Raw genomic sequence first — 25,689 nt, 5'->3', positions numbered from 1 at the left:
CCACCTGGGTCGCAACGCTGCTCCCACGCCCGGAAGGCTTCTGATGTGAACGCTCGTACCACCCGTAGGACCGCTGTGCGTCGTACCGCGATAGCTCTGGCCGCCGCGGCGTCGGCCATCTCGCTCGCCGCATGCGGCGTCATCGACGGAGTCGGCGGGGGCAGCAGCTCCGCGAGCCCCAAGAAGGGCAACGACATCACAGTGGGTCTCCTTCTGCCCGAGAAGGAGAACCCCCGGTACGACAAGTTCGACTACCCCATCATCGAGAAGCAGGTCCGTTCCCTTACCGACGACAAGGGCAAGGTCGTCTACGAGAACGCCGACGCGGACGCGGCCAAGCAGAACCAGCAGCTCGACCAGATGATCGCCGACAAGGTGGACGTGCTCCTGGTGGACGCGGTGGACGCCAAGGCCATCGCTCCCGGTGTGCAGAAGGCGAAGGACGCGGGCATTCCGGTCATCGCCTACGACCGGCTCGCGCAGGGCCCGATCGACGCGTACATCTCCTTCGACAACGAGCTGGTCGGCCAGGTGCAGGGGCGCGCCCTCGTCGACAAGTTGGGCTCCAACGCCTCCAGCAGCACGATCGTCATGATGAACGGCTCGCCCACCGACCCGAACGCCGCGCAGTTCAAGGCGGGTGCGCTGAGCGAGCTCAAGGACAAGGTGAAGATCCCCAAGGCGGGGGAGTTCGACACCAAGGACTGGAAGCCGGAGAACGCCAAGGCGAACATGCAGGCGGCGATCCGGGCCATCGGGCTGAGCAACATCACCGGTGTCTACTCCGCGAACGACGGCATGGCGGGCGCCATCATCGACGCGCTGAAGGAGGCCGGCGCCACCAAGATCCCGCCGGTGACCGGACAGGACGCGGCGCTGGACGCGGTGCAGCGGATCCTTTCGGGCGAGCAGTACATGAGTGTGTACAAGTCGTACCCCGAAGAGGCCAACAACGCCGCGGAGATGGCGGTGTCCAAGGTCCAGGGCCGCTCGATCGAGTTCGACGCGCTGACCCGCGACAAGGTCGACAGCCCGACGCAGAAGCAGATCCCGTCGATGCTGGTGCCGGTGGTCGCGCTCACCAAGGGCAACATCAAGGACACGGTGCTCCAGGACAGCATCTACACCGTCCAGGAGATCTGCACCCCCAAGTACAAGACGTACTGCGACGCCAACGGCATCAAGTGACCCACGCGGTGGGCGGGCGACGGCGCCCGTCCACCGGCGGTCCGGGCGTTCTCACATCGCCCGGGTGAACTCCACCGCCGCTGCCGGCGGTCCTCCCGCCGTCCCTTCGGCCACCCACCACGCGTCGGTCAACGTGTGAACGTCGAACATGTCTGCCATGCCCGGACGCCGAGTGCCTCACTCGGCGCGCCGATTTCCCGGTGGTTTCCGGAAGCGCACACGATCGTGCGCCGCGGCGCCTGCCGCGACTCCGTCAGCTTGCTGCAGTGAAAGTTCCTGAGGCCCGGATGATCAGGGATACATCAGGTCATTCCTGGGTGCTCCGGTGAGGGACCTGTGTTGCGGAGGCGGGCGGCTCCGCGCATAGTTGCGCTGCGAAGGCGTTCGGACACGGTGCAAACGGCCGTGTCCGGACGCGCGCGAGGACGTCGCTGGTGAGCTGAGCAGCTCAGGACGCCGGAGCCAGGAGTCGGAGCCAGGGGTGGAAGATGGCCGGGGATGGGACGGAGACGCATCCGCACGGCGCTGACCGGCTCTGCGGGGCCGGCAACCGCGTGTACTCCCGGGCCGTACGCCGGGGCCGGTTGCCCCGCGCGGACGCCGAGCCGGTGCCCTGCCTGCTGGAACTCGCGCTGCTGCACCCGGACCCCGACGACATGGACTGGCTGGTGCCGACCTCCCCGCAGGAGGTCATGACCCGGCTGCTGCGCGGCGTGTACGAGGAGGTCGGCGCGAGTCAGGCGCGGCTCGGGACCGCGGTGGCCGCGGTCGAGTGGTACGGAGGGCTCGGCGGCCGCGAACAGGGTCCCGGGGAGGGCGTGGCGATCAGGGTCCTGGACGGGCTGTCGCGGATCCGCGCCGCCATGGACGAGGCGACGGAGCAGTGCGCGTCCGAGGTGCTGACGGTGCAGCCGGGCGGTATCCGCCGCGAGGACGAGCTCTCCGAGGGCCTGCACCGGGCCATGGAGATGCGCCGCAGGGGCGTGCGCATGCGCGACCTGTACACGCATGTCGCCCGGCACGGCCAGGGCCTGCACAACTACATGGAGCTGATGGGTGACGCGGCCGAGGCGCGCACCCTCGACGAGGTGCCCGAGCGCCTGATCCTCTTCGACCGCAAGGTCGCCTTCATCCCGGCGAACGCGGACCGCACGATCGCGCTCGAACTGCGCCATCCGGCGCTGGTCGACTACCTGATGACCGTCTTCGAGCGCCTGTGGCGCCTCGCGATCCCGCTCACCTCGCCGCTCCCCGAGACGGGCATCGACGGCATCACCCACCGGGAGCGCTCGATCGCGGCGCTGCTCGCGGAGGGCCACCAGGACGCCGTGGTCGCCGAGCGCCTGGGCATCAGTGTCCGTACCTGCCGCGCGCACATCGCCCGGCTCTCGGAGACCCTGGGAGCGGCAAGCCGGACGCAGCTCGGGGTCCGTATCGCCCAGGCGGGCCTGGACGGCCCCGTGCGCGCGACGGAGCTGCTCCCGGCCACCGCTCCCGCCGTTCCGGGATCCCCGGCCGATCTGTGAGCGATACGGGGTGCGCCGGGCGCCCGCTGCCGACTGCGGCGGCGATGCCTCCTTGCGGGGATCCCCAGGGTGACTCGAGAAGCAGAGTGACCCACGGGGGCGCGTGGCCGACCGAGTTGCGTCGTAGTGCCGTATCGACACCGCCGTGAGGCCGATCTGCCCGTCCTGGTTCGAGGCGTTGGGTGATGGCAAGGCCGCACTGCGCTCTCTGGTCGAGGCGTTGTGCCCCGTGCGGCCGCCAAGGCCGAACCGGCCACGCTCGGCAGCGACTTCGACATCCATGGCTCAGGGCCGGAGCCGGAGCCGCGGGCTCCCGATTCCGCGTCGGCCCCCCGGATCGGTGTGGTTCGGCCCTGGCGGCCCCGCGATCCGTCGCGCGGGCGCGGCCGCGTCACTGCGCCCGGTCGTCGCCCGGTTCGTCCCGGCTCAGGATCCCCGACTGCGCTATGAGGTAGCCGAGTTGGGCCCTGCTGCCGCTGCCCAGGACTGTGGCCAGCTTGGCTATGTGAGCGCGGCAGGTGCGCACGTTCATGCCCAGCCGGCGGGCGATGGCCTCGTCGACGTGGCCCTCCACGAGGAGTTTCGCGATGGAGTGCTGGATGTTCGTGATGCCGCCGGCGGCGGTTTCGTAGGGGGCGCCCGCACTCAGCGGGACCGCCCGGTCCCACATGAACTCGAACACCTTGATCAGATAGCGGACGAGTCCCGGCTGCCGCAGCTCCAGCGCGACCTGCTGGTCGTCCCGGGTGGGGATGAAGGCCACGGTCTCGTCGCAGATGATGAGGCGTTCGACCAGTTCGTCGATGGTGCGGTACTCCACCTTGCCGGCGGCCAGCTGGGCGACGTACGCCAGCTTCTCCGGGTTGTGCCTGGCCGTGTGCTGGTACAGGGTCCGGATCCGCACCCCGCGGTCGACCAGCGGCCGGTCGCGTTCCAGCCCGCGCAGCAGGCTGCGTTCGGTGTAGCGGTCGCTGGGCTGGATCGTGAGCACCTCGGTCTGGCACTGTGAAGTGGCCAGGTTGAGCGCCGCGTTGATGCGTTCGCCGCCCTCCAGGACGGTGAGGGAGTCGCCGGCGGAGCCCCTGTGCGCGCTCAGGGCCATGAACGGCTGGAACGCGTCGGCGAGTTCGATCGACTGCCGTCGGCGGTCACTGATCTCGCGCTCTATGGGATTGAGACGCTGAGCCAGGGCCACCGACGCGGGGACGGGGCGCAGCCAGTCCGAGTCGTCGGGGTCGGGGTGGAGAAGCGCGAACTCCATGAGGCAGGGAGCCGGCTCCACCTCGGCGCGGGCGATCCGTCCCGTGCGGAGGGCAATCGCGTAGAGGCGACCCCCTTCCTCGCACATCTCGGTCACTGGATGGGGATGTGCAACTTCAGTCCGATTCGTTGCCAAATCTCCACCCCCCAGGGTCCTGAACATGCAGGAACATGATGCATCGATTATGTGGCCACCATGTGCCCGAATGAGCCATCGTCGTACCGGACGGGGGAAGAGGGGACCTTCACGTGAGGACGAGGCCGACTATGGGTAAGAAAATGCTTCGCTCGGTGCTTGCCGTCGCCTTCACCGCCGTTGTGGCCTTGGGCGCGCTGAGCGGCCTCACCGGCGAGAAGGGTGACAGTCGAGCTGACACCAGCTGGCCGGCGGTGGTCAAGTCCACTGCACACGTCAACGACACCAGCTGGCCCGTGATGCCCGCGGACGGCCGTGTGAGGGGCTGACGTGACCAATCCTCCCGACGACCGCTCGTTCCGGCGGGAAATGGCCACCGCCTACCGTTCCGGCTGGCACTTCATCGACCTGGTCACAGCGATTCCCCACAGTGGCGACTCGTTGATGGTGACGGTGTTCGGAGAACCTGTGGTCGTCACCCGGGACGATGAAGAGGACGTGCGGGCATACCGTCTTCTGCGGCGGCCTCGGGGGGCGCCACAGCCGGTGCGGTGTGCCATACGGTACGGAATGATCTTTGTGAACCTCGACCGGGGTGACCACCGGCTGGCCGAGCCGGACACTCCGGAAGTGAGGGCCATCTCAGCCACCCCCCGCAGTGCCTGACGCGATTCCCCCGTCGTAACAGATCGCTCAGGTGCTTCCCCCCGCAGCGGCGTCACCGTGACCTGAACACGGTGACGCCGCTGCAGTTTTCCGGGACATCTCCGGATATCCACCGAAGCCATAGATGGCCGGAATCAGCCGCGCCCCGACGCCCGGGTCAGGGTGATCTCGATCACCACTCGTGAAGGGTTGGGCGACGGCACCCGTCCGTAGCGCTCGGCGTAGCGCCGCTCCGCGTCGGCGATCCGCTCCGGGTCCGCCGAGATCCGGGCGCGGCCCTCCAGCGTCGCCCAGCGCCGTCCGTCCACCTGGCAGACCGCGACCTGCGCCCCGTCCGGGCCCGCGGCCGCCACGTGCCCCACCTTCGCGCTCGCCTTGTTGGTGATCACCCGCGCCAGCCCCGCCTCGGGGTCGTAGGTCACTCCGACCGGAACGACGTGCGGGCTGCCGTCCGGGCGCAGGGTGGTCAGCGTGCACAGGTGCCGCTCCCGCCAGAACCTGAGGTACGAGGTGCCGGGCGCGCCCGGGTCTACGGAGTACGTGGCCATGGTTCGGAACTTAGTGGGTGTCCCTCCCGTTCACCGCCTTGAGTGGAATAGACTCAACTTTGTGCAGGTTGCTTCAGTCACACTGGAAGACCTGAAAGACCTGGAAGAGAACGTCTGAGCGCGGCCGACGCAAGGAGGAGAAGGCGAACGTGGACGCGGAGCTGACCAACAGGAGCCGGGACGCGATCAATGCGGCCAGTAACCGGGCCGTGTCCGAGGGCCACCCGGACCTCACCCCCGCCCATCTGCTCCTCGCGCTGCTCGAGGGGCAGGACAACGAGAACATCATCGACCTGCTGGCCGCCGTGGACGCCGACCAGGCCTCCGTGCGGGCCGGTGCGGAGCGCGTGCTCGCCGGTCTGCCCAGCGTGACCGGCTCGACCGTCGCGCCGCCCCAGCCCAACCGCGAGCTGCTGGCCGTGATCGCCGATGCGACCCAGCGCGCCAAGGACCTCGGTGATGACTACCTTTCCACCGAGCACCTGCTCATCGGCATCGCCGCGAAGGGCGGCGCCGCCGGGGACGTACTGTTCCGGCAGGGAGCGAACGCCAAGAAGCTCCTGGACGCATTCCAGAAGACCAGGGGAGGACGCCGGGTGATGACCCCGGACCCGGAGGGTCAGTACAAGGCGCTCGAGAAGTTCGGCACCGACTTCACCGCCGCCGCGCGCGACGGCAAGCTGGACCCGGTCATCGGCCGGGACCAGGAGATCCGCCGCGTGGTGCAGGTGCTCTCCCGCCGCACGAAGAACAACCCGGTGCTGATCGGTGAGCCCGGCGTCGGCAAGACCGCCGTCGTGGAGGGGCTCGCCCAGCGGATCGTGAAGGGCGACGTGCCCGAGTCCCTGAAGGACAAGCGGCTGGTCGCGCTGGACCTCGGCGCCATGGTCGCGGGTGCCAAGTACCGCGGCGAGTTCGAGGAGCGCCTGAAGACGGTCCTCGCCGAGATCAAGGACTCCGACGGCCAGATCATCACCTTCATCGACGAACTGCACACCGTCGTGGGCACCGGCGCCGGCGGCGACTCCGCCATGGACGCCGGCAACATGCTCAAGCCGATGCTGGCCCGCGGTGAGCTGCGCATGGTCGGTGCCACGACCCTGGACGAGTACCGCGAGCGGATCGAGAAGGACCCCGCGCTGGAGCGGCGCTTCCAGCAGGTGCTGGTCGCCGAGCCGACCGTCGAGGACACCATCGCGATCCTGCGCGGGCTCAAGGGCCGGTACGAGGCGCACCACAAGGTGCAGATCGCGGACAGCGCGCTGGTCGCGGCCGCCACCCTCTCGGACCGGTACATCACCTCCCGTTTCCTGCCCGACAAGGCCATCGACCTGGTCGACGAGTCGGCCTCGCGGCTGCGTATGGAGATCGACTCGTCCCCAGTCGAGATCGACGAGCTCCAGCGCGCCGTGGACCGGCTGCGCATGGAGGACCTGGCCCTGAGCAAGGAGACCGACCAGGCCTCCAAGGAGCGGCTGGAGAAGCTGCGCCGCGACCTCGCCGACAAGGAGGAGGAGCTGCGCGGCCTGACCGCCCGCTGGGAGAAGGAGAAGCAGTCCCTCAACCGCGTCGGTGAGCTGAAGGAGAAGCTCGACGAGCTGCGCGGCCAGGCCGAACGCGCCCAGCGCGACGGCGACTTCGACAGCGCGTCCAAGCTGCTGTACGGCGAGATCCCGGCCGTCGAGAAGGAGCTGGAGGCGGCCTCGGAGGCCGAGGAGGAGGCGTCCAAGGGCACGATGGTCAAGGACGAGGTCGGCCCCGACGACATCGCGGACGTCGTGGCCTCCTGGACCGGTATCCCTGCCGGACGGCTCCTCGAGGGCGAGACGCAGAAGCTGCTGCGCATGGAGGACGAGATCGGCAAGCGGCTCATCGGCCAGGGCGAGGCCGTGCGCGCGGTGTCCGACGCCGTGCGCCGCAGCCGGGCCGGTATCGCCGACCCGGACCGCCCGACCGGCTCGTTCCTCTTCCTCGGCCCCACCGGTGTCGGCAAGACCGAACTGGCCAAGGCGCTGGCCGACTTCCTCTTCGACGACGAGCGGGCGATGGTACGCATCGACATGTCGGAGTACGGCGAGAAGCACAGCGTCGCCCGGCTGGTCGGCGCGCCCCCCGGGTACGTCGGCTACGGGGAGGGCGGACAGCTCACCGAGGCCGTGCGCCGGCGCCCGTACAGCGTGGTGCTGCTGGACGAGGTGGAGAAGGCCCACCCCGAGGTCTTCGACATCCTTCTCCAGGTGCTGGACGACGGCCGTCTGACGGACGGTCAGGGCCGCACAGTCGACTTCCGCAACACCATCCTGGTGCTGACCTCCAACCTCGGCAGCCAGTTCCTGGTGGACCCGCTGACCAGCGAGGAGGAGAAGAAGGAGCAGGTCCTCGAGGTGGTCCGGGCCTCCTTCAAGCCCGAGTTCCTCAACCGGCTCGACGACTTCGTGGTCTTCTCGGCGCTGTCGAAGGCCGAGCTGAGCCGGATCGCGCAGCTCCAGCTCGACCGCCTGGCCAAGCGCCTGGCCGAGCGGCGCCTGACGCTGGAGATCACGCCCGAGGCGCTGGCCTGGCTGGCGGACGAGGGCAACGACCCGGCGTACGGCGCCCGCCCGCTGCGCCGCCTGGTCCAGACGGCCATCGGCGACCGGCTGGCCAAGGAGATCCTGGCCGGCGAGATCAAGGACGGCGACACGGTCCGGGTGGACACCTTCGGTGACGGGCTGATCGTGGGCCAGGCGTCCGGCAAGACGCTCTGAGCGCGGGCGCCGGTCCCCGGCGCGGGCCTGTGGACGGACGAGGGCGGTGCCTCCGACCTCGTCCATCCGCCGCGATCTCCCATCTCGCCGACGTGGGGCAAGGCGTCGTGAACGGGTCGTCCCGGTCCTCCGTGTACGCGTACACGGAGGATGACCACAGCGGACACACCGTCGCGAAAGCCGCGCACAGTCGCCGACGGATCGTGCGGACATGCTCCGCCTCCACGCCGCCGGGCGGCGGCGAGCGGCCGGATCCTGTCCGCCCCCGGCGGACACACCGTGCCCGGGGTTGCCACCCCCCTCCCCGCATGGGGGAGGATGGCGGAATCCGTACGAAGGGAAGAACACGGTGAGCATCGACCCGTCCTCGATTCCGAACTTCGGGGGCCAGCCCGAGCCGCAGCCGCAAGGACCGGCGGGCCCCGTGGTTCCGGATCAGGACCTCGTGAAGCAGCTCCTGGACCAGATGGAGCTCAAGCACCTCGTCGACGAAGAGGGAGACCTCGTCGCGCCGTGGGAGCAGTTCCGGACGTACTTCATGTTCCGCGGCGAGGCCGACCAGCAGGTCTTCTCGGTACGCACGTTCTACGACCGGCCGCACAAGATCGATGAGAAGCCGCAGTTGCTGGAGTCCATCGACGACTGGAACCGGCGCACCCTGTGGCCCAAGGTCTACACCCACACGCACGACGACGGCACCGTCCGCCTCATCGGTGAGGCGCAGATGCTGATCGGCACGGGCGTCAGCCTCGAGCACTTCGTCTCGTCGACCGTCAGCTGGGTGCGGGCCGCCATCGAGTTCGACCGGTGGCTCGTCGAGCAGCTCGGTCTCGCGGAGGACGTCGACGACTCGGAGAAGCCCGAGGACGACGAGGAGTAGATCCGGCCGGCAGACCAGACCCGGCTAGAGGGGCGACCGGGCCAGCACCACGACATACGCCCCATAGATGAACGAGAGCCCGGCCAGGGCGCTCGCCACCACGGTGGCGTGCCACGGCCGGGCTCTCGCCGTCCGCACCAGTGCCCGCGCCACCACGATCAGCAGCGGGAACGCCGGCAGCAGGAAACGCGGCTTGCACTCGAAGAACCCGGAACCGCCGAGCGCGACGACCAGCAGCACGCCGCTGTAGACGACCAGTGGCAGCGGGGCCCGGTCGGCGAGGAGCAGCGCGAACAGCACCGTGCTCACGGCGACGATCGCCAGCGCCATCGGGAAGAGCACACGGCTGCCGTGCAGCATCATGTGCTCGGCGAACCGCAGCGATCCCTGGCCGAAGTCGAAGCGCGACCCCCACAATCGCTGCACGGTGAAGTAGCCGCCGAACAGGTCGTGCCTGCGGTGGCCCACCCACAGCACGTAGCCGGCCCAGCCGAGGGGTGCGAGCGCCGCGCCCATCCACAGCCTGTGGGAAACGCCCCGTCCGCGTCTGAGCCACACCTCCTGGGCGGCCGCCGCGAGGATCGCCGCCGCGACCGCGAAACCGTTGGGCCGGGACAGTCCGGCGAGCGCCGAGAGCGTCCCCGCCCAGATCCAGCGGCCGGTGAGGGCCGAGTACAGCGACCAGGCGGCGAACGCGGTCAGCAACGGCTCCGTGTAGGCCATCGACAGCACCACGGAGTGCGGGAGGAGCCCCCAGAGGGCGACGAGGACGATGGCCACGGCGGGGCCGTACAGCCGCAGGCCGAGCTGGTGGATGCCGTACGCGGCGACCGCGGCGGCCGTCCAGGACACCAGAAGTCCGGCCGTGATCCGGTCGAGCGGGCCGAGCGTGGTCAGGGCGCGGATCAGCGCGGGGTACAGCGGGAAGAACGCCAGGTCGCTGTGGATGCCGTGGCGGGTGTGCTGGGTGAGCCCGTAGCCGTGCGTCGTGATGTGCAGGTACCAGACGGAGTCCCAGGAGCGTCCGAACAGGAGCAGGGGCCGCTTGCCCGTGGCCCGGGCGACGACCACGAGCACGAGGCCGCCGCACAGCCGGGCGGCCACGAAGAGCCCCAGGGCGGTGAGGGCCGAGGCCGGCACTCGCCGCCGTCTCCGCTCGGCCGGCCGGACACGGTCGCGGTTGTCCGGGCCCCTTACGGCAGGGGCCGGAATGGTGCTGGCGTGGGTCACGCCCGCACCATGCGTCGGTCACGACCGTTTTGCGAACCTTGCACGGCCGTGCGGACGGGAATTCCCACGCCTGGGGGTGCACTCGGTTGACGGCCAGAGGTGCCAGGGGCTACGGGGCGGCGAGCCGTGTTTCCGGCATGCGGCCGACGGTCTCAGCCCGCGAGGGCCTTGAGTCGCTGGGCGGCCTCCTCCAGGACCTCCACGCGCTTGCAGAAGGCGAAGCGGACGAACGGGGCCCCGGCCTCGCGGTGGTCGTAGAAGACCGCGTTGGGGATGGCGACGACGCCCGCCCGCTCCGGCAGGGTGCGGCAGAAGGCGAAGCCGTCGCTCTCGCCGAGGGGCCGGATGTCGGTGGTGACGAAATACGTGCCGGCCGTCCTGAAGACGTGGAAGCCCGCCTCCGCGAGCCCGGCGGCGAGCAGGTCCCGCTTGGCCCGCATGTCCTCCCGGAAGTTCTCGAAGTAGGTCTCGGGCAGGGCGAGGGCCTCGGCGACGGCGTACTGGAACGGGCCGGAGGACACATAGGTCAGGAACTGCTTGGCCGAGCGCACCGCCGTGACGAGCCCGGGCGCGGCGGTCACCCAGCCGACCTTCCAGCCCGTGAAGGAGAAGGTCTTCCCGGCCGAGCCGATCGTGACGGTCCGCTCGCGCATGCCCGGGAACGTGGCGAGCGGCACGTGCTCGGCGTCGTCGAAGACCAGGTGCTCGTACACCTCGTCGGTGACCACGAGCAGATCGCGTTCGACGGCGAGGGCGGCGATCGCGCGCAGTTCCTCGCGAGTGAGCACGGTGCCGGTCGGGTTGTGCGGGGTGTTGATCAGCAGCAGGCGGGTGCGGTCGGTGACGGCGTCGCGCAGTTCGTCGAGGTCGAGCCGGAAGCCGCCGCCCTCCTCGTGGTGCGGCCGCAGGGTGACCGGTACGCGCCTGCCTCCCGCCATCGCGATACAGGCGGCGTAGGAGTCGTAGTACGGCTCCAGGGCGATCACCTCGTCGCCGGGTTCCAGGAGCGCCAGCAGGGTCGCGGCGATGGCCTCGGTGGCGCCCGCGGTGACCAGCACCTCGGTGCCGGGGTCGTACGACAGGCCGTAGCGGCGCTGCTGGTGCGCGGCGATCGCCTCGCGCAGCTCGGGGATGCCGGGGCCCGGCGGGTACTGGTTGCCGCGCCCGTCGCGCAGCGCCCGTACGGCGGCCTCGCGGACCTCCTCGGGGCCGTCGGTGTCGGGGAAGCCCTGTCCGAGGTTGATGGACCCCGTGCTCACCGCGAGGGCCGACATCTCGGCGAAGATCGTCGTCCCGAACTCGGCGAGCCGGCGGTTGAGGAGGGGGCGTGCGCTCGAGGTCATGGCCGCCATCCTGCGCCCAAGCTCTGGACTTCCTCAACTCACCTCCCCGGACGGCCGTCTGCGCCGGAACCCGAAGCACCGCCTCCGAGGAGGGGAGAGTCGTCGTGGACTGCCGTCATCCGTCGTCGTCGGCCACCCCCCGGACGGCCCACAGACGGCCTGGCGCGTACACGTCTACGGAGGCCGGTGCCGGGGTGCTGTACTCCCCTCCTGTACCGCAGGCCGCCGCCAACCGTTTTCTGCGGTTCCCCGTCGTCGCCACTCGTCGCAGGGCGGTCAGACGTATCCCTCACCGAGAAATCGCCATAAAATGCGCGAACATAAGGGAAGAGGCTGTTTCGGTATGTGCCAGGGAGCCACTGGATGGACGCCTCGGACGAACTTCTTCACAGGGATGACCCGTCGGCTCTCTTGACGATGGGCGGTGCCATCCACAGCCTCAACGCGGCGATGGCCACGGCGCTGGGCAGGCCGGCGGAGCAGTGCCTGGGACGCGACTTCGGCGATCTGTGTCCCGCGAGCCAGCGGATGTCGGCCGGGATTCTCGTGGCGACCGCCGCCAGGACGGAGACGGTCGCGATGCGGGTGCTGGAGTTCACCGGGCCGGGCGGAGCATCCGTCGCCTGCTTGCTCCAGGCGCAGCCGGTGACGGATCCCTCCACTGACGAGCATCTGGTCTGGGTGCATGCCCTGGACGCGCGCAACGACCTGGCCAGCCTGCTGATCCCGTTCCGGCTGGCCACCGAGGCCTGCGACCTCGGCCTGTGGATGTACTCGCCCGGTGAGCAGCAGATGGAGTGGCTCAGTGGCCTGCCCGCCCTGGTCGCGCTCTACCCGGATCCCACCGCGCCGCTCTCCCGAGTGATCTCGGCGGTGCACGCCGACGACCGGGAGGCCTTCCGGCGGCTGCTGCGCTCGGCCCCCGCCCAGTCCCTTTGGGTGAGGCTGCGGTATCTCACCCCGCACGACGGCTGGCACCACCTGGCCGTTCAGACCCGCCGGATCCAGCTGGGGTACGGCGGCCCCGAACGGATCTTCGGGCTGGTCCGCGACGACACCAAGCAGGAGGAGCGCAAGAAGAAGGCGCAGGCCGCACTGACCGCCGAGCGGCAGCGCGCCAAGGAGGTCGCGGACTTCTCCTCCGCCTTGATCACCGCGGCCACGGAGCAGGAACTGCGGCAGGTCGTCCTGACCCGGCTCGCCGCGACCTTCGGCGCCAGGGGTGCCCTGCTCGCACTCGTCGACGACGGCCGCCTGAACGTCTCCTCCGACGCCGGGATATCCATGCGGGAGGCCCAGGCCCGGCAGGGCATGCCGCTGGACCATCCCAGCGCGCTGCCCGAGGCGATCCGCACCGGCAAGCAGCTCTTCATCACCGGGCGTGAGGACTACATCCGCCGCTGGCCGCACGGGGTCGGATATCCGCGGCTCGGCCGGCTCGGCTCCGACTACACGGTCTCCGTCACGCCCCTCAGTGAGACCGGCGATCCGCCACTGGGGGCGTGGATGGTGTTCTACGGCAGCGGACACCGCCCCTCGCTGGAGGAGCGGACTCTCATGGACACGCTGGCCGACCTGGCAGGCCAGGCGCTGCGGCGCATCAGACTGCAGCAGACACGCGTCGAGCTGGCCACGGCCTTGCAGCAGACCATGCTTCCCATGCTGCCCGAGCACCTCCCGGGCCTGGAGGTCGCCGCCGGCTACCGGCCGAGCCGGGACGGGCTGGACATCGGCGGGGACTGGTACGACGCCTTCGTCATGCCCGACGGCGCGATCGCGCTGGAGATCGGCGATGTCCAGGGGCACGACGTGGACGCCGCCGCCTTCATGGGGCAGGTCCGTTTGTCCATCCGTGCGATCGCCGCCCAGGAACCGGATCCGGCAGCCGTGCTGACCCGTACCAACAAGCTGCTGACCACGATGGATCCCACACGATTCGCCAGCTGCACCATGCTGCAGGTCGATCCGCACGACGGACAGGTCACCGGCACCAGCGCGGGCCATGTGCCGGTGCTGTGCGCGCACAGGGACGGCAGCCACGAGGTCCGTGAGCTGCCGGGCGGGCCGGTCCTGGGAGTCGTGCCCGGTACCGAGTACCGCGAGGGGACCTTCACCCTGGGCGAGGACAGTGCGCTGGTCATGGTCACCGACGGGGTGGTCGAGGGACCGGGCCTGACGCTGGAGGCCGGACTGGAGCGGGTCGGAACACTGGCCGCCCAGGCTGTCCACGAAGGGCTGAGCGCTGAAGAGACCGCCGACCGCATCCTCGACGCGGCGGTCGCTGTCGACCACCTCGACGACGTGGCCGTGCTGGTCATCCGACGCACCTGACGACGCCTGCGTCCTCACGCACCCTCTCTGCGGCCCCCCTGCAAGGTCCCCTCTTCGGTGCAGGTCAGGGGCCTTTTTCGCGGCGTGACCCTCAGAATTTCCTCAACTCTGCTTTGGCGTGGGGAGCGTGGGGGCATCCCCCGTGCACCCAGGAACACACAGGGGCCCACGGGGGGCCGGTCCGGGGGTTCGAAAGGGGGACGGTGCCATGGTCTTCGGTATCGGTCTGGCGATCATCTGCATCGCTTTGGTCGCGCTCATCGTGGCCGGCCGCAGGAACGGGAAGGCCCGTTCGTTGCGCGGGACGCGGGGGGCGTCCTGGCGCCGCGGCGGCAGCGACAGCAGCTGGTGGGCGGCCGGGGCGGCCTCGGCGGGCAGCGAGTCCTCCTCGGGCGGACACCACTCGGGCGGACACCACTCGGGCGGACACCACTCGGGCGGCCATCACTCCTGCGGCGGTGGCCACTCTTCGTGCGGCGGCCACTCGTCCTGCGGGTCGTCGTGCGGCGGGGGCGGATGCGGCGGAGGCAGCTGACACGGGGCAGCCCGGCTCCGCGGGGGAGACGCGTCCGCGGTACGCCGAGTGCCCGCCGGGGGTAGTGCGGCGGGCACTCGGCATATCACCCGACCAGGGGGCGTGACGGCGCACGTCATCGGCGCTTTGCCTTGGGCGCGCGCTCACGGCCTCCCGGCGGAAACGCCTCCGACCTGCGGATCAACGCTCCAGGCGCACGCCATAGTTGAACAATTGCGCTGCTGAGCCCCCGGTGGGATGGAAACCCTACGAACTTGGGTAAAAACGCTGTTGCGGCGCCCCAGTTCATGATTCCCTTTCAACTATCAACGCAGCCCCTGGACGCCCGTCCTGAAGGCGTTCTGCCCGTCCGGGCCGACCCGGACGGCGCGCCGACCGGCTGAGCCGGCCGAACCTCCGGTGCCGACCGGGGAGCGCCGGAACCCCTCCCCGTTTTTCTGCGTGCTAGCGGAGCCGATCCATGCTCACGACCCTGAACACCTCCTATACCGACACGCGCGCGGCCGACCTCGCCTGGACCCTGGGGCGCGAGCCGCTCCCGGCGCTGGCCACGCTCGACCTGGAATTCGAGGGCACACAGCTTCAGTTGAGACTGCTCGGCGCGTCCCACCAGGTACTTCTGGAGGAGGAGCGTGGCACGTGCTCGGAGACGGTGGCGTGCATCCCGGGCTCCAGCACACCCCTGCCCCTGGGCGTCGCCAAGCGGGTCGGCGACTGGGAGTACGAGTTCGCGGCACGGGTCGAGGTGCTGTCCCCCGGCTCCTTCGCGGGTCGCGCCCAGGAGCTGCTGGCCCTGGTCTCCGACCATCCCCACGGCCTGGCAGGCGTCTTCCCGGGCAGCCCGCACGCGTTCACGGCGATGCTGGCCCAGCACCACGAGGGCCAGGTCCACTGGCGCACCTGGCACGCGTACCCGCAGGACGGGCAGTTGGTGGCGACGCGGACCCGGGTCGGGGTGAAGGTGCCGGCCCGGCCGGGTCCCGCCCGGTCCCGGCTGAGCCCCTCCGGAGTGTGAGGAGAGGTCACGTCGTGCCGGGCATTTCCACACGTGTGGGTGACGAGGCCCAGCGCAGGTGTGACGTAGCGTTCCGACCGTGATCGAACCGCACGCGCCCGCACCCCCCGGGGTGCCACGGCCCAGGGGCGAGGGCGGCCAGAACCGGTCGCGGCTGCCCGTACGCCCCGGCACCGGACGGTTCCTGGTGCTCGCCGGCGTGTTCGTCTGTGCGGCCTGCGGTCTCGTGTACGAACTCGAACTGGTCGCCCTGGCCTCGTACTTGATCGGAGACTCGGTCACCCAGGCCTCGGTCGTGCTCTCGGTGATGGTCTTCGCGATGGGCGTCGGCTCACTGGCCGCGAAACGGCTCCGCTGCCGTGCCGCGGCCGGATTCGGCGCGGTGGAGGCGGCGCTCGCCCTCGTCGGCGGCTGCAGTGCGATGGCCCTGTACGCGGTCTTCGCCTGGACCGGCGACTGGGGTGGCGTCTGGTCCGGCGGGCCGCGCTGCCTGCTGGTCGCCTTCTCGCTGGCCATCGGCCTGCTCATCGGTGCCGAGGTCCCCCTGCTGATGGAGCTGATCCAGCGGATCCGCCGCCAGGACGCGGGCGGGGCGGTGGCCGATCTGTTCGCGGCGGACTACGTGGGGGCGCTGGTCGGCGGGCTCGCCTTCCCCTTCCTGCTGCTCCCGCAGCTCGGTCAGCTGACCGGCGCCCTGCTCACCGGCGCGATCAACGCGGTCGCGGGCGGCGCCCTCGTCCTCGGCCTGTTCCGCCGCGACCTCTCCCGCCGCGGCCGCAGGCTGCTCCTGGTCGCCAACCTCGTGGTGCTGGGCGTGCTCGCCGCGGCGGCCGTCCTGGTCGACGACTTCGAACAAGCGGCCCGTCAGGCGGTGTACGGCGGCCATGTACGGGTCGCAGTGCACAGCGACCTGCACGAGGTCGTGCTGAGCGGTGGCACCCACGGCCGCCCGCTGGCCCTGTTCCTCGACGGACGGCTGCGGGTGAGCGGCCGTGACGAGCGCCTCTACCACGAGGCGCTGGTGCACCCGGCGATGAGCGGCGGCCCGCAGGCGCGCGTGCTCGTCCTCGGCGGCGGCGACGGCCTCGCGGCGCGCGAGGTGCTGCGCCATCCGGGAGTCTCACGGGTCGACGTGATCGAGCCCGATCCAGCGGTGGTCCGGCTCGCCCGCCGCGACCCGGCGCTGTCCGCACTGAACGGCCACGCCCTCGCCGACCCGCGTGTCCATGTGTGCACGGCGGACGTGTTCCGCTGGCTCAGACACACCCGGCGCACCTACGACGTGGTGATCGCCGACCTCCCCGACCCGGGCAGCACGGCGAGCACGAAGCTGTACTCGCAGGAGTTCTACGGCCTGTCCCTCCGCGTGCTCGCGCCCGGTGGCCGGCTGGTGGTGCACGCGGGCCCGGTGACCTCCCGCCCACGCGTCTTCTGGACGGTCGAGGCGACGATACGGGCGGCCGGGCTGCGCACGGCCCCGTACCGCGTCGGAGGACGCGCCTCCGGTCCTGCGAAGGACCCCGGCCGCTCGCCCCGCGCGGCCGCCGCACCGGGCGACTGGGGCTTCGTGCTCGCCGCCCGTACCCGTCCCGTCCTGGGCCTCGACCCGGACGCCCCCCGCCCGCGCACGCTGACCGAGGCGTCCCTGCGGGCGGACGCACGGGGGGCGGCCCGTAGCCGGGTGCCGGGACTGCCCCCGTCGACGCTGGTGCACCCCAGGTACGCCGGCTGAGCCCGCCCGGTTCCCCGGCCGGGACAAAACCCGTGATGCAGGGGTGCGGTTCGGGCCCTGCTGGGTAGGCTCGGCTGGTATGGAGTACGAGGTGTTCGTTCCGGTTCCTGCCGAGCGGCTCAGTGAGACGCTGGCCGATCCCGCGCGGCTGGCCCGTGCGATCCCCGGGCTCCAGCGGGACGCGGACACCGAGCCGGTCGCGGGCCGGCTGAAGGTGCGCGTCGCCGGCCACACGATCACCTACCGCGGCGCTCTGCGGGTCACCGGACAGGACGACGGCTCGTACGCCGTGGAGGCCGAGGCGACGGAGGCCCGGGGCACCGGCACGGTGAAGCTGTCCCTGACCGTGCGCCTGCTCCCGGCCGAGGGCGGCACGACGGTCGCGTTCTCGGGCACGGCGGCCGCCGACGGCCGGATCGCGGAACTGCCCGGCGATGCGGTGGCCTCCGCGGGGACCCGGCTGCTGGGGCGGTTCGCGGAGGGCCTGGCGGCGGAGGAGGCCGATACGGCCTCGGAGTCCGCCGGGGGCAAGGAAACTGACGGGCCGTCGGGGAAGCCGGTGGCCGAGGGGCCGCAGGACACAGCGGGTCAGGCGCCCGCCGGGAAACCGGAGGCCGCGTCGCGGGAGACGCCCCCCGCCTCGCAGGACACCCCGGAGGCGGCCGCGGAACCCCCTGCCGTCGCCCCGTCGGTCCACGACGCCGAGATCCCCCCGTCGTCCCTCGATCCCTTCGCCGACGACGACTTCGCCGCCGAGGACGACTTCGTGGACGAGGACGAGCCCGAGGACGAGCCCGAGGACGAGCCCGAGGAGGGGCTCGTGGTCGACGGCTTCGATGTGGAGGGCGAGCCGCCCGCGGAGGCGGCACACGCCCGGCGCACCATGATCGGCCGTAGCGCGGAAGAGGTCGACCACGCGCCCCCGCGCGGCCGCTATGCCCCCGTCCCCGCCCCCGAGGCCATGTCGGCCGGTACGACCCTGCGCTGGGCGGCCCCGGCGGCGGCCCTGATCGTGGCCTCCGCCATCGTGGCCGGCCGGATGCTCCGGCGCCGCCGCTGACCCGCGGGCCACGGCACACCGGCGCCGTCGCACGCGCTCTGGATCGGCCCAGTAGGGTCGCCTCGTGAGTAACGACGAGATCACGTTGACCGCGGGAGACGCGGAGGTCGCGCTGGCACCCGGGAACGGCGGACGCGTGCGGAGTCTGCGCGTCGGCGGTACGGAACTGCTGCGGCAAGGCGAGAGGTTCGGGTGCTTCCCCATGGTCCCCTGGTGCGGCCGGATCCGGGACGGCATGTTCCGCGACGGCGGCACGGTCCACCGGATGCCCCTCAACTCGCCGCCGCACGCCATCCACGGCACCGCGCGCGACGGCGCCTGGCGCGTGGCGCGCGCCGACCCCGCCGAGGCCGTCCTCACCTACGACCTGGTCGCTCCCTGGCCCTATCCGGGCCGCGTCACCCAGCTCGTCACGCTCGCCGAGGACTCACTCACGCTGACCATGTCCGTGGAGACGTACGACTCCTCGTTCCCGGCCCAGATCGGCTGGCACCCCTGGTTCAACCGCACCCTCGACGGCCAGGACGCGCGCATCGACTTCAGCCCCGCCTGGCAGGAGGAGCGCGGTGAGGACCATCTGCCCACCGGCAACCGCATCGACCCGCGGCCCGGCCCCTGGGACGACTGCTTCGGGATGCCCGGCGGCGTCGACGTCACCCTCACCTGGCCGGAGCGGCTGGAACTGAGGGTCACCAGCCGTGAGGAGTGGGTGGTGGTCTACGACGAGCAGTCCGAGGCGGTGTGCGTGGAGCCGCAGACGGGTCCGCCGAACGGCCTCAACACCCTTCCGCGGCTGGTCACCCCCATCGAGCCGCTGGAGGCCACGACGACGTGGACCTGGCGCCGTCCGTAGGCGCGGGGGAGTCCGGGGGGGCGCGCTTAAGCTGACTCGTATGAGTGACGTCTACGCAGGAACGCCGTCAGGTGCGCGCACCGCGCTGCTGCAGCAGATCAAGGACAAGGCCGTGGTGCACGGCAAGGTGACCCTCTCCTCGGGCCTGGAAGCCGACTACTACGTCGACCTGCGCCGCATCACCCTCGACGGCGAGGCCGCCCCGCTGGTGGGCCAGGTGCTGCTGGACCTGACCGCCGACCTGGACTTCGACGCGGTGGGCGGGCTGACCATGGGCGCGGACCCGGTCGCGGCCGCCATGCTGCACGCGGCGGCGGCACGCGGCCGGAAGCTGGACGCCTTCGTCGTGCGCAAGGCCGCCAAGGCCCACGGGCTGCAGCGGCGGGTGGAGGGCCCGGAGATCGAGGGGCGCCGCGTCCTGGTCGTCGAGGACACCTCCACCACCGGCGGGTCCCCGCTCACCGCGGTGGAGGCGGTGCGCGAGGCGGGGGCCGAGGTGGTTGCCGTCGCGACGATCGTCGACCGGGCCACGGGCGCGGCCGAGAAGATCGAGGCGGGAGCCGGGGTCCCGTACCGGTTCGCGTACTCGAAGGACGAACTGGGGCTGGACTGACGACGCGGTCATCCACAGGCTGGACAGGGTGTCCGAAGCATCCGGTCCCGTCTGGAAAGATGGGCCCGACGATGACGTCGCACCCTAGGTCAGGGCCGTAAGTACGCAGAACGCACCCGCACATACAAGGAGCGGACCATGCCCATCGCAACCCCCGAGGTCTACAACGAGATGCTCGACCGGGCGAAGGCAGGCAAGTTCGCCTACCCGGCCATCAACGTGACCTCGTCCCAGACCCTGCACGCTGCTCTGCGCGGCTTCGCGGAGGCCGAGAGCGACGGCATCGTCCAGATCTCGACGGGCGGCGCCGAGTTCCTGGGCGGCCAGTACCAGAAGGACATGGTCACCGGCGCCGTGGCCCTGGCCGAGTTCGCGCACATCGTTGCCGAGAAGTACCCGGTCAACATCGCCCTGCACACGGACCACTGCCCGAAGGACAAGCTCGACGGGTACGTACGTCCGCTGCTCGCGATCTCCGAGGAGCGCGTCGCCCGCGGCGAGAACCCGCTCTTCCAGTCCCACATGTGGGACGGATCGGCGGAGACCCTCTCCGACAACCTGAAGATCGCTCAGGAGCTGCTGGAGCGCGCCCGCGCCGCCAAGATCATCCTCGAGGTCGAGATCACCCCCACCGGCGGTGAGGAGGACGGCGTCTCGCACGAGATCAACGACTCCCTCTACACCACGGCCGAGGACGCGATCCGCACGGCGGAGGCGCTGGGCCTCGGCGACAAGGGCCGCTACCTGCTGGCCGCCTCGTTCGGCAATGTCCACGGCGTGTACAAGCCGGGCAACGTGGTGCTGCGCCCCGACCTGCTGAAGGAGCTGACCGACGGCGTGGTCGCCAAGTTCGGCCTGCCGGCCGAGAGCAAGCCGTTCAACTTCGTCTTCCACGGCGGTTCGGGCTCCAGCAAGGAGGAGATCCTGACGGCGCTGGAGAACGGCGTGGTCAAGATGAACATCGACACGGACACCCAGTACGCCTTCACGCGTCCGGTCGCCGACCACATGCTGAAGAACTACGACGGCGTCCTGAAGGTCGACGGCGAGGTCGGCTCCAAGAAGGCCTATGACCCGCGTACCTGGGGCAAGCTGGCGGAGGTGTCGATGTCCAAGCGCGTCATCGAGGCCTGCGACAACCTCCGTTCCGCGGGCACGAAGATCAAGTAAGACCGATCGCCCGGGTGCGCGCCCGGCGGCCCTCCGCCGCCGGGTCGCGCGCCCGTCCCGTGGCCGACGACAGGGCGGGTCTGGTCCGGCGGCAGCGGACGCGGGATGATCCGAACATGGCCGCCACCGCACAGCAGGTACCCGCCATCAGGATCGGCTCCGCGCAGGGGAAATGGATTCTCCTGACGACCGTCCTCGGCTCCAGCATGGCCCTGCTGGACTCCACCGTCGTCAATGTCGCCCTGCCCCGCATCGGCAAGGATCTTCATACGAACCTCGCCGCCCTGCAGTGGACCGTCAACGCGTACCTGGTCACGCTCGCGGGTCTGATCCTGCTGGGCGGGGCCCTCGGAGACCGCTTCGGCCGCCGCAAGGTCTTCGTCGTCGGAGTCGTCTGGTTCGCGAGCGCCTCCCTCCTGTGCGGCCTCGCCCCCCATCCGGGTGTCCTCATCGCCGCCCGCGCCCTGCAGGGCATCGGCGGCGCCCTTCTGACCCCCGGCTCGCTCGCGCTGATCCAAGGCTCCTTCCACCCCGACGACCGCGCACGCGCGGTGGGACTGTGGTCCGGGTTCGGCGGTATCGGCGCCGCCGTCGGTCCCTTCCTCGGCGGCTGGCTCGTCGACGGGCCGGGCTGGCGCTGGGTCTTCCTCCTCAACGTCCCGCTCGCCCTGCTCTGCGCGCCCATCGCCGTCAAGCACGTACCGGAATCCGCGGATCCGCGCGCCCACGGCCGTTTCGACGTCCTCGGTGCCGCCCTCGGCGCCCTGGCCCTCGCCCTCGTCACCTACGCCCTGATCGAGGCCCGCGGCGGCTCCGTGGCCGTGCCCCTCACGGCGATCGCGGGCGTGGCCGCCGGAGTCGCCTTCGTGTACGTCGAAAGGCACCGTGCCAATCCGATGATGCCGCTCGACATCTTCGCGTCCCGCCAGTTCACGGCCGTCAACCTGGTCACCTTCTGCGTCTATGCAGCGTTCGGCGGCTTCTTCTTCCTCACCGCGCTCCAGCTTCAGGTGGTGGCGGGCTACTCGCCGCTGCGGGCCGGTACGGCCCTGCTGCCCACGACCGTCCTGATGCTGCTCCTCTCCTCCCGCTCGGGCGCCCTCGCCGAGCGCATCGGGCCGCGTATCCCGCTCACCGTCGGCCCCCTGCTCTGCGCGGGCGGCATGCTGCTCATGCTGCGCATCGGCAAGGACGCCTCGTACGTCGCCGACGTACTGCCCGCCGTGCTCGTCATGGGCGCGGGCATGGTCACCCTGGTCGCCCCGCTCACCGCCACCGTGCTCGCCTCCGTGGACACCGGCCGGGCGGGCCTGGCCAGCGGCATCAACAACGCGGCGGCCCGCGCGGCCGGTCTGATCGCCGTGGCCGCGTTGCCGCTCCTGACCGGAATGGGCCCGGAGGCGTACCGCTCGGCAGACGCGTTCGACGCCGCCTTCCGCCGGGCCATGCCGCTGTGCGCGGGCGTCCTGGCGGCCGGTGCGGTCCTCGCCTTCGCGACCGTCCGCCGCCCGGTGCCGCACTGCTGCCGTCCCGAATGCCACACCCACGGCTCCGTGACGGCGCCGCCGCTGGAGCCGCAGCACAGGGCCACGGACCCCGGCGAGAAGCCGGCTTGATCGTCCGCCCGCCTCACCCGGTGCGCCCTGGGCGGCGGCGCGGGGGCCGACGACGCCGGCCGGCGGCCGGACGGCGCACCGTCTGAGGAACCTCCCGGACCTGGCGGAACCTTCCGTTCCTGAGGGACCTGCGCAACCGTCACCGATCAAGGCCGATGCCTCACACTGGACCCCATGACCGTTCACGAGAACCTCCTCGGGGGCCCGCCCCCGACCCACCTGCCGGACGACCCGGGGCCGCGCGAGCTCCTTGCGAGCGGCACGGCGCCCGCCGACGTCGCCGCCAAGCACCCCTCCTCCTCGCTCGCCTGGGCCCAGCTGGCCGACGACGCGTTCGAGCGGGGCTCGGTCGTCGAGTCGTACGCCTATGCGCGTACGGGCTACCACCGCGGCCTGGACGCCCTGCGCCGCAACGGCTGGAAGGGCCATGGCCCCGTGCCCTGGGAGCACGAGCCGAACCGCGGCTTCCTGCGCGCCCTGCACGCCCTCGCGCGCGCCGCGCAGACGATCGGCGAGCAGGAGGAGTACGAGCGCTGCACGCAGTTCCTGAAGGACTCCTCCCCGACGGCGGCCCAGACGCTCGGCTAGCCCCGAAGAGTGCCAAGGCCCGCCTGTGACCAGGCGGGCCTTGCGATGTCCGGGTGTGTTGCGCAGGATGCGGGTGGGGACCGGGGCCCCCGTGCCGGCATCGGCAGGGGCGGACCGCTACCCAGAGCACACATCAGGAGACAGGGATGTCCCACAAGGCTCATCAGTCCGAGGAGACTCAGGAGCCCGAGACCCCGCATCTCGACTTCCAGGGCACGACACCGTACGAGGACTACGTCAAGGCGGATGTGCTCACCCATCTCCAGCACACCCTCTCCGAAGATCCCGGGGAGATGGTCTTCCTGGTCACGACCCAGGTGATGGAGCTGTGGTTCACGGTCATCGTCCACGAGTGGGAGACCGCGGCGCGGGCTCTGCGCGAGGACCGGGTGCCGGTGGCGATCGACGCGCTGAAGAGGTCCGTACGGGAGCTGGAGGCGCTGAACGCGTCCTGGCGGCCGCTCGGCCAGTTGACCCCGGCCCAGTTCAACTCCTACCGCTCCGCCCTCGGCGAGGGCTCAGGCTTCCAGTCCGCCATGTACCGCCGTATGGAGTTCCTGCTCGGCGAGAAGTCCGCCTCCATGCTGGTCCCGCACCGGGGCGCGCCGCGCGTCCACGCGGAGCTGGAGAAGGCCCTGCACGAGCCGAGCCTGTACGACGAGGTGCTGCGACTGCTCGCACGGCGCGGCCACGCGATCCCGGACACCGTGCTGCGACGTGACGTCTCCCAGCGCTACGAGCCGTCGGCCGAGGTCGAGGCGGCATGGGTCGCCCTCTACTCCGGGGATCCGATGGACGAGCTCGCGCGGCTGGGCGAGACGATGACCGATGTGGCCGAGCTGGTCTGGCGCTGGCGCAACGACCACCTGGTGGCCACCCGCCGCGCGATGGGCGCCAAGTCCGGCACGGGCGGTTCGGCCGGCGTGGCCTGGCTGGAGAAGCGGACGCAGAAGAACGTGTTTCCCGAGCTGTGGACGGCGCGGTCTTATGTCTGAATCCATCCTGAGAGCGCAGAAGCTGGACGCGGCCGACGAACTGGCCGGACTGCGCGCCAAGTTCGTGCTCGACGACACCGTCTACCTGGACGGGAACTCGCTGGGCGCGCTGCCGGCCGCCGTGCCGGAGCGCATGCAGGACGTGGTCCGCAGGCAGTGGGGGTCACTGCGGATCCGGTCCTGGGACGAGAGCGGCTGGTGGACGGCGCCGGAGCGGATCGGCGACCTGATCGCGCCGCTGGTCGGGGCGGCGCCCGGGCAGATCGTGGTGGGCGACTCGACCAGCGTCAACGTCTTCAAGGCACTGGTGGCGGCCGTACGGCTGGCCGCGGAGGGCGGCGAGGGCCGGGACGAGATCGTGGTCGACGCGACCACGTTCCCCACGGACGGGTACATCGCCGAGTCGGCGGCCCGGATGACCGGCTGCACCCTGCGCCCGGTGCCCCCGGCCGAGGTGCCCGGAGCCCTCACCGGACGTACCGCGGCGGTGCTGCTGAACCACGTCGACTACCGCACGGGCCGGCTGCACGACCTGCCCGGGCTGACGGCCGCCGTACACGCGGCGGGCGCCGTCGCGGTCTGGGACCTGTGCCACAGCGCGGGTGCGCTGCCGGTGGGCCTGGACGAGCACGGGGTCGACCTGGCGGTCGGCTGCACCTACAAGTACCTGAACGGGGGCCCCGGCTCGCCCGCGTACCTGTATGTACGCCAGGACCTGCAGGAACGCTTCGACTCCCCGCTGCCGGGCTGGAACTCGCACACGGAACCCTTCGGCATGCGGCCGGCCTACGAACCGGCGGCGGGCGCCCTGCGCGGTCGTGTCGGCACCCCGGACATCCTCTCCATGCTCGCCCTGGAGGCGGCGCTGGAGGTGTGGGACGGCGTCTCGATCGACGCGGTGCGCGCCAAGTCGCTGGCGCTCACGGACTTCTTCCTGGAGTGCGTGGCGGCCTACGTCCCCGAGGGCGCGGTGGAGTCACTGACCCCGGCCGGGCACGCCGAGCGGGGCAGTCAGGTGGCGCTGCGGTGCCGGGACGCCGGGACCGTGATGAAGCGGCTGATCGACAACGGCGTGGTCGGCGACTTCCGGCCGCCGGACGTGCTGCGCTTCGGTTTCACACCGCTGTACGTGGGATTCGCGGACGCCGAGCGTGCGGCCAGGATCCTGGCGGAGACGCTGTCCTGAGAGAGGGACGGCTCCGCCGGGCCCGTCCTGCTGATCCTGAGGGGTCGTGTCCTGATTGCGGGACGCGCCCGTCCTCACAGACGGCGTCGTCCGTGACCGACCCCTGTCGTCCGTGACCGGCCTCCCCGGCTGCCCAGTGGTACGCCGGGGAGACCGTGCGGCGCAGCTCGGTGGCGCCAGGCGTGACAGTCGGGCGGGCGGGGGCGAGCATGGAAGCACCGGCGGGTCTCCGCCGGGGGGACCGGTCGGCGTGTGGTCCCGGCACCCGTGCCCGGCATGGCAACGGGTCCGCCGGATCCGTGCAAGGCCACGGCCCATGCCGACTCCGCAGATGTCACGCGGAGATCGCAGAAGCGTTTGCTCCTCACCGAGCGTGACCACCCCCCGCCGATGCATGCCGGACGCCTGATACCGTCCCCGCCAACGGCCGATCACCTTCCGGCCACCGCGCACGAATCTCGTTTCGCCGCT

General features: G+C 71.1%; 21 protein-coding genes. 17 read left to right on the top strand and 4 right to left on the bottom strand.

All coding sequences use genetic code 11. The annotated features are described in order from the left end of the window. Nucleotides 1-45 precede the first annotated feature (45 nt). Together ACQEXA_RS27410 and ACQEXA_RS27405 are read left to right on the top strand one after the other, a co-directional pair. The gene (locus tag ACQEXA_RS27410) at nucleotides 46-1,188 is read left to right on the top strand and encodes a sugar ABC transporter substrate-binding protein (RefSeq protein ID WP_433131350.1); all 1,143 of its coding nucleotides are present in this window, start codon (nucleotides 46-48) and stop codon (nucleotides 1,186-1,188) included. A 488-nt stretch (nucleotides 1,189-1,676) separates the two neighbouring features. Further along, on the top strand, nucleotides 1,677-2,714 hold the full coding sequence (locus ACQEXA_RS27405) for a LuxR C-terminal-related transcriptional regulator (RefSeq protein ID WP_432930515.1): 1,038 nt from the start codon (nucleotides 1,677-1,679) through the stop codon (nucleotides 2,712-2,714). A gap of 391 nt (nucleotides 2,715-3,105) precedes the next feature. Here ACQEXA_RS27405 and ACQEXA_RS27400 read toward each other — a convergent pair whose 3' ends face one another. Continuing rightward, nucleotides 3,106-4,137 carry a helix-turn-helix transcriptional regulator gene (locus ACQEXA_RS27400; protein ID WP_432930517.1) on the bottom strand — a complete coding sequence of 344 codons (1,032 nt, stop codon included), beginning with the start codon at nucleotides 4,135-4,137 and terminating at the stop codon, nucleotides 3,106-3,108. Between the two features lie 104 nt (nucleotides 4,138-4,241). On the opposite strand from ACQEXA_RS27400, the gene ACQEXA_RS27395 reads away from it, so the two are divergent. Then, complete coding sequence (locus ACQEXA_RS27395) at nucleotides 4,242-4,439, top strand: hypothetical protein (protein WP_359395609.1); 198 nt, start codon at nucleotides 4,242-4,244, stop codon at nucleotides 4,437-4,439. A 40-nt stretch (nucleotides 4,440-4,479) separates the two neighbouring features. Further along, on the top strand, nucleotides 4,480-4,776 hold the full coding sequence (locus ACQEXA_RS27390) for a (2Fe-2S)-binding protein (RefSeq protein WP_432939359.1): 297 nt from the start codon (nucleotides 4,480-4,482) through the stop codon (nucleotides 4,774-4,776). A 134-nt stretch (nucleotides 4,777-4,910) separates the two neighbouring features. On the opposite strand, the gene ACQEXA_RS27385 is transcribed toward ACQEXA_RS27390, so the two are convergent. Then, the gene (locus tag ACQEXA_RS27385) at nucleotides 4,911-5,324 is read right to left on the bottom strand and encodes a pyridoxamine 5'-phosphate oxidase family protein (protein WP_432930519.1); all 414 of its coding nucleotides are present in this window, start codon (nucleotides 5,322-5,324) and stop codon (nucleotides 4,911-4,913) included. Between the two features lie 149 nt (nucleotides 5,325-5,473). On the opposite strand from ACQEXA_RS27385, the gene clpB reads away from it, so the two are divergent. Next, nucleotides 5,474-8,071, top strand: coding sequence for an ATP-dependent chaperone ClpB (gene clpB / locus ACQEXA_RS27380; protein ID WP_433131348.1), 2,598 nt, complete (start codon nucleotides 5,474-5,476; stop codon nucleotides 8,069-8,071). Between the two features lie 349 nt (nucleotides 8,072-8,420). Continuing rightward, nucleotides 8,421-8,951, top strand: a complete 531-nt coding sequence (locus ACQEXA_RS27375; protein ID WP_359395617.1) for a YbjN domain-containing protein — start codon at nucleotides 8,421-8,423, stop codon at nucleotides 8,949-8,951. Nucleotides 8,952-8,975: 24 nt separating this feature from the next. Here ACQEXA_RS27375 and ACQEXA_RS27370 read toward each other — a convergent pair whose 3' ends face one another. After that, nucleotides 8,976-10,181: a mannosyltransferase family protein gene (locus tag ACQEXA_RS27370; protein ID WP_432930524.1), complete on the bottom strand. Its 1,206-nt coding sequence runs from the start codon at nucleotides 10,179-10,181 to the stop codon at nucleotides 8,976-8,978. Between the two features lie 152 nt (nucleotides 10,182-10,333). Continuing rightward, nucleotides 10,334-11,533: a pyridoxal phosphate-dependent aminotransferase gene (locus ACQEXA_RS27365; protein ID WP_432930526.1), complete on the bottom strand. Its 1,200-nt coding sequence runs from the start codon at nucleotides 11,531-11,533 to the stop codon at nucleotides 10,334-10,336. Between the two features lie 354 nt (nucleotides 11,534-11,887). Here ACQEXA_RS27365 and ACQEXA_RS27360 point away from each other — a divergent pair, with 354 nt between their 5' ends. From ACQEXA_RS27360 to kynU, 11 genes are all read left to right on the top strand, one after another. After that, a complete protein-coding gene (locus ACQEXA_RS27360) occupies nucleotides 11,888-13,855 on the top strand; it encodes a SpoIIE family protein phosphatase (protein WP_432930528.1) in 1,968 nt (655 codons plus the stop codon). A gap of 995 nt (nucleotides 13,856-14,850) precedes the next feature. Beyond that, entirely contained in the window at nucleotides 14,851-15,405 is a 555-nt protein-coding gene (locus tag ACQEXA_RS27355; RefSeq protein ID WP_433131346.1) for a DUF2617 family protein, read from the top strand. A gap of 79 nt (nucleotides 15,406-15,484) precedes the next feature. After that, complete coding sequence (locus ACQEXA_RS27350) at nucleotides 15,485-17,137, top strand: polyamine aminopropyltransferase (RefSeq protein ID WP_432930532.1); 1,653 nt, start codon at nucleotides 15,485-15,487, stop codon at nucleotides 17,135-17,137. 79 nt (nucleotides 17,138-17,216) lie between these two features. Next, nucleotides 17,217-18,197, top strand: a complete 981-nt coding sequence (locus ACQEXA_RS27345) for an SRPBCC family protein (RefSeq protein WP_432930534.1) — start codon at nucleotides 17,217-17,219, stop codon at nucleotides 18,195-18,197. 64 nt (nucleotides 18,198-18,261) lie between these two features. Then, nucleotides 18,262-19,050, top strand: coding sequence for an aldose 1-epimerase (locus ACQEXA_RS27340; RefSeq protein ID WP_359395633.1), 789 nt, complete (start codon nucleotides 18,262-18,264; stop codon nucleotides 19,048-19,050). A 40-nt stretch (nucleotides 19,051-19,090) separates the two neighbouring features. Continuing rightward, nucleotides 19,091-19,663 (top strand): orotate phosphoribosyltransferase, encoded by a 573-nt coding sequence (gene pyrE, locus ACQEXA_RS27335; RefSeq protein WP_359395635.1) that lies wholly within the window; start codon nucleotides 19,091-19,093, stop codon nucleotides 19,661-19,663. Nucleotides 19,664-19,801: 138 nt separating this feature from the next. Continuing rightward, nucleotides 19,802-20,833, top strand: coding sequence for a class II fructose-bisphosphate aldolase (gene fbaA, locus ACQEXA_RS27330; protein ID WP_359395637.1), 1,032 nt, complete (start codon nucleotides 19,802-19,804; stop codon nucleotides 20,831-20,833). A gap of 116 nt (nucleotides 20,834-20,949) precedes the next feature. Then, nucleotides 20,950-22,449 (top strand): MFS transporter, encoded by a 1,500-nt coding sequence (locus tag ACQEXA_RS27325; RefSeq protein WP_432930537.1) that lies wholly within the window; start codon nucleotides 20,950-20,952, stop codon nucleotides 22,447-22,449. Between the two features lie 174 nt (nucleotides 22,450-22,623). Then, a complete protein-coding gene (locus tag ACQEXA_RS27320) occupies nucleotides 22,624-23,037 on the top strand; it encodes a DUF3151 domain-containing protein (RefSeq protein ID WP_359395641.1) in 414 nt (137 codons plus the stop codon). A gap of 146 nt (nucleotides 23,038-23,183) precedes the next feature. Next, complete coding sequence (locus ACQEXA_RS27315) at nucleotides 23,184-24,032, top strand: tryptophan 2,3-dioxygenase family protein (RefSeq protein ID WP_359395644.1); 849 nt, start codon at nucleotides 23,184-23,186, stop codon at nucleotides 24,030-24,032. Beyond that, nucleotides 24,025-25,218: a kynureninase gene (gene kynU, locus ACQEXA_RS27310; RefSeq protein ID WP_432930540.1), complete on the top strand. Its 1,194-nt coding sequence runs from the start codon at nucleotides 24,025-24,027 to the stop codon at nucleotides 25,216-25,218. The genes ACQEXA_RS27315 and kynU overlap by 8 nt, the downstream gene beginning before the upstream one ends. Nucleotides 25,219-25,689: the final 471 nt, after the last annotated feature.

The organism is Streptomyces sp. CA-106110, assembly GCF_050936285.1.
Lineage (GTDB): Bacteria > Actinomycetota > Actinomycetes > Streptomycetales > Streptomycetaceae > Streptomyces.
Note: the sequence above shows the minus strand (reverse complement) of the source record. Positions and strands in the feature narration are given on the sequence as shown.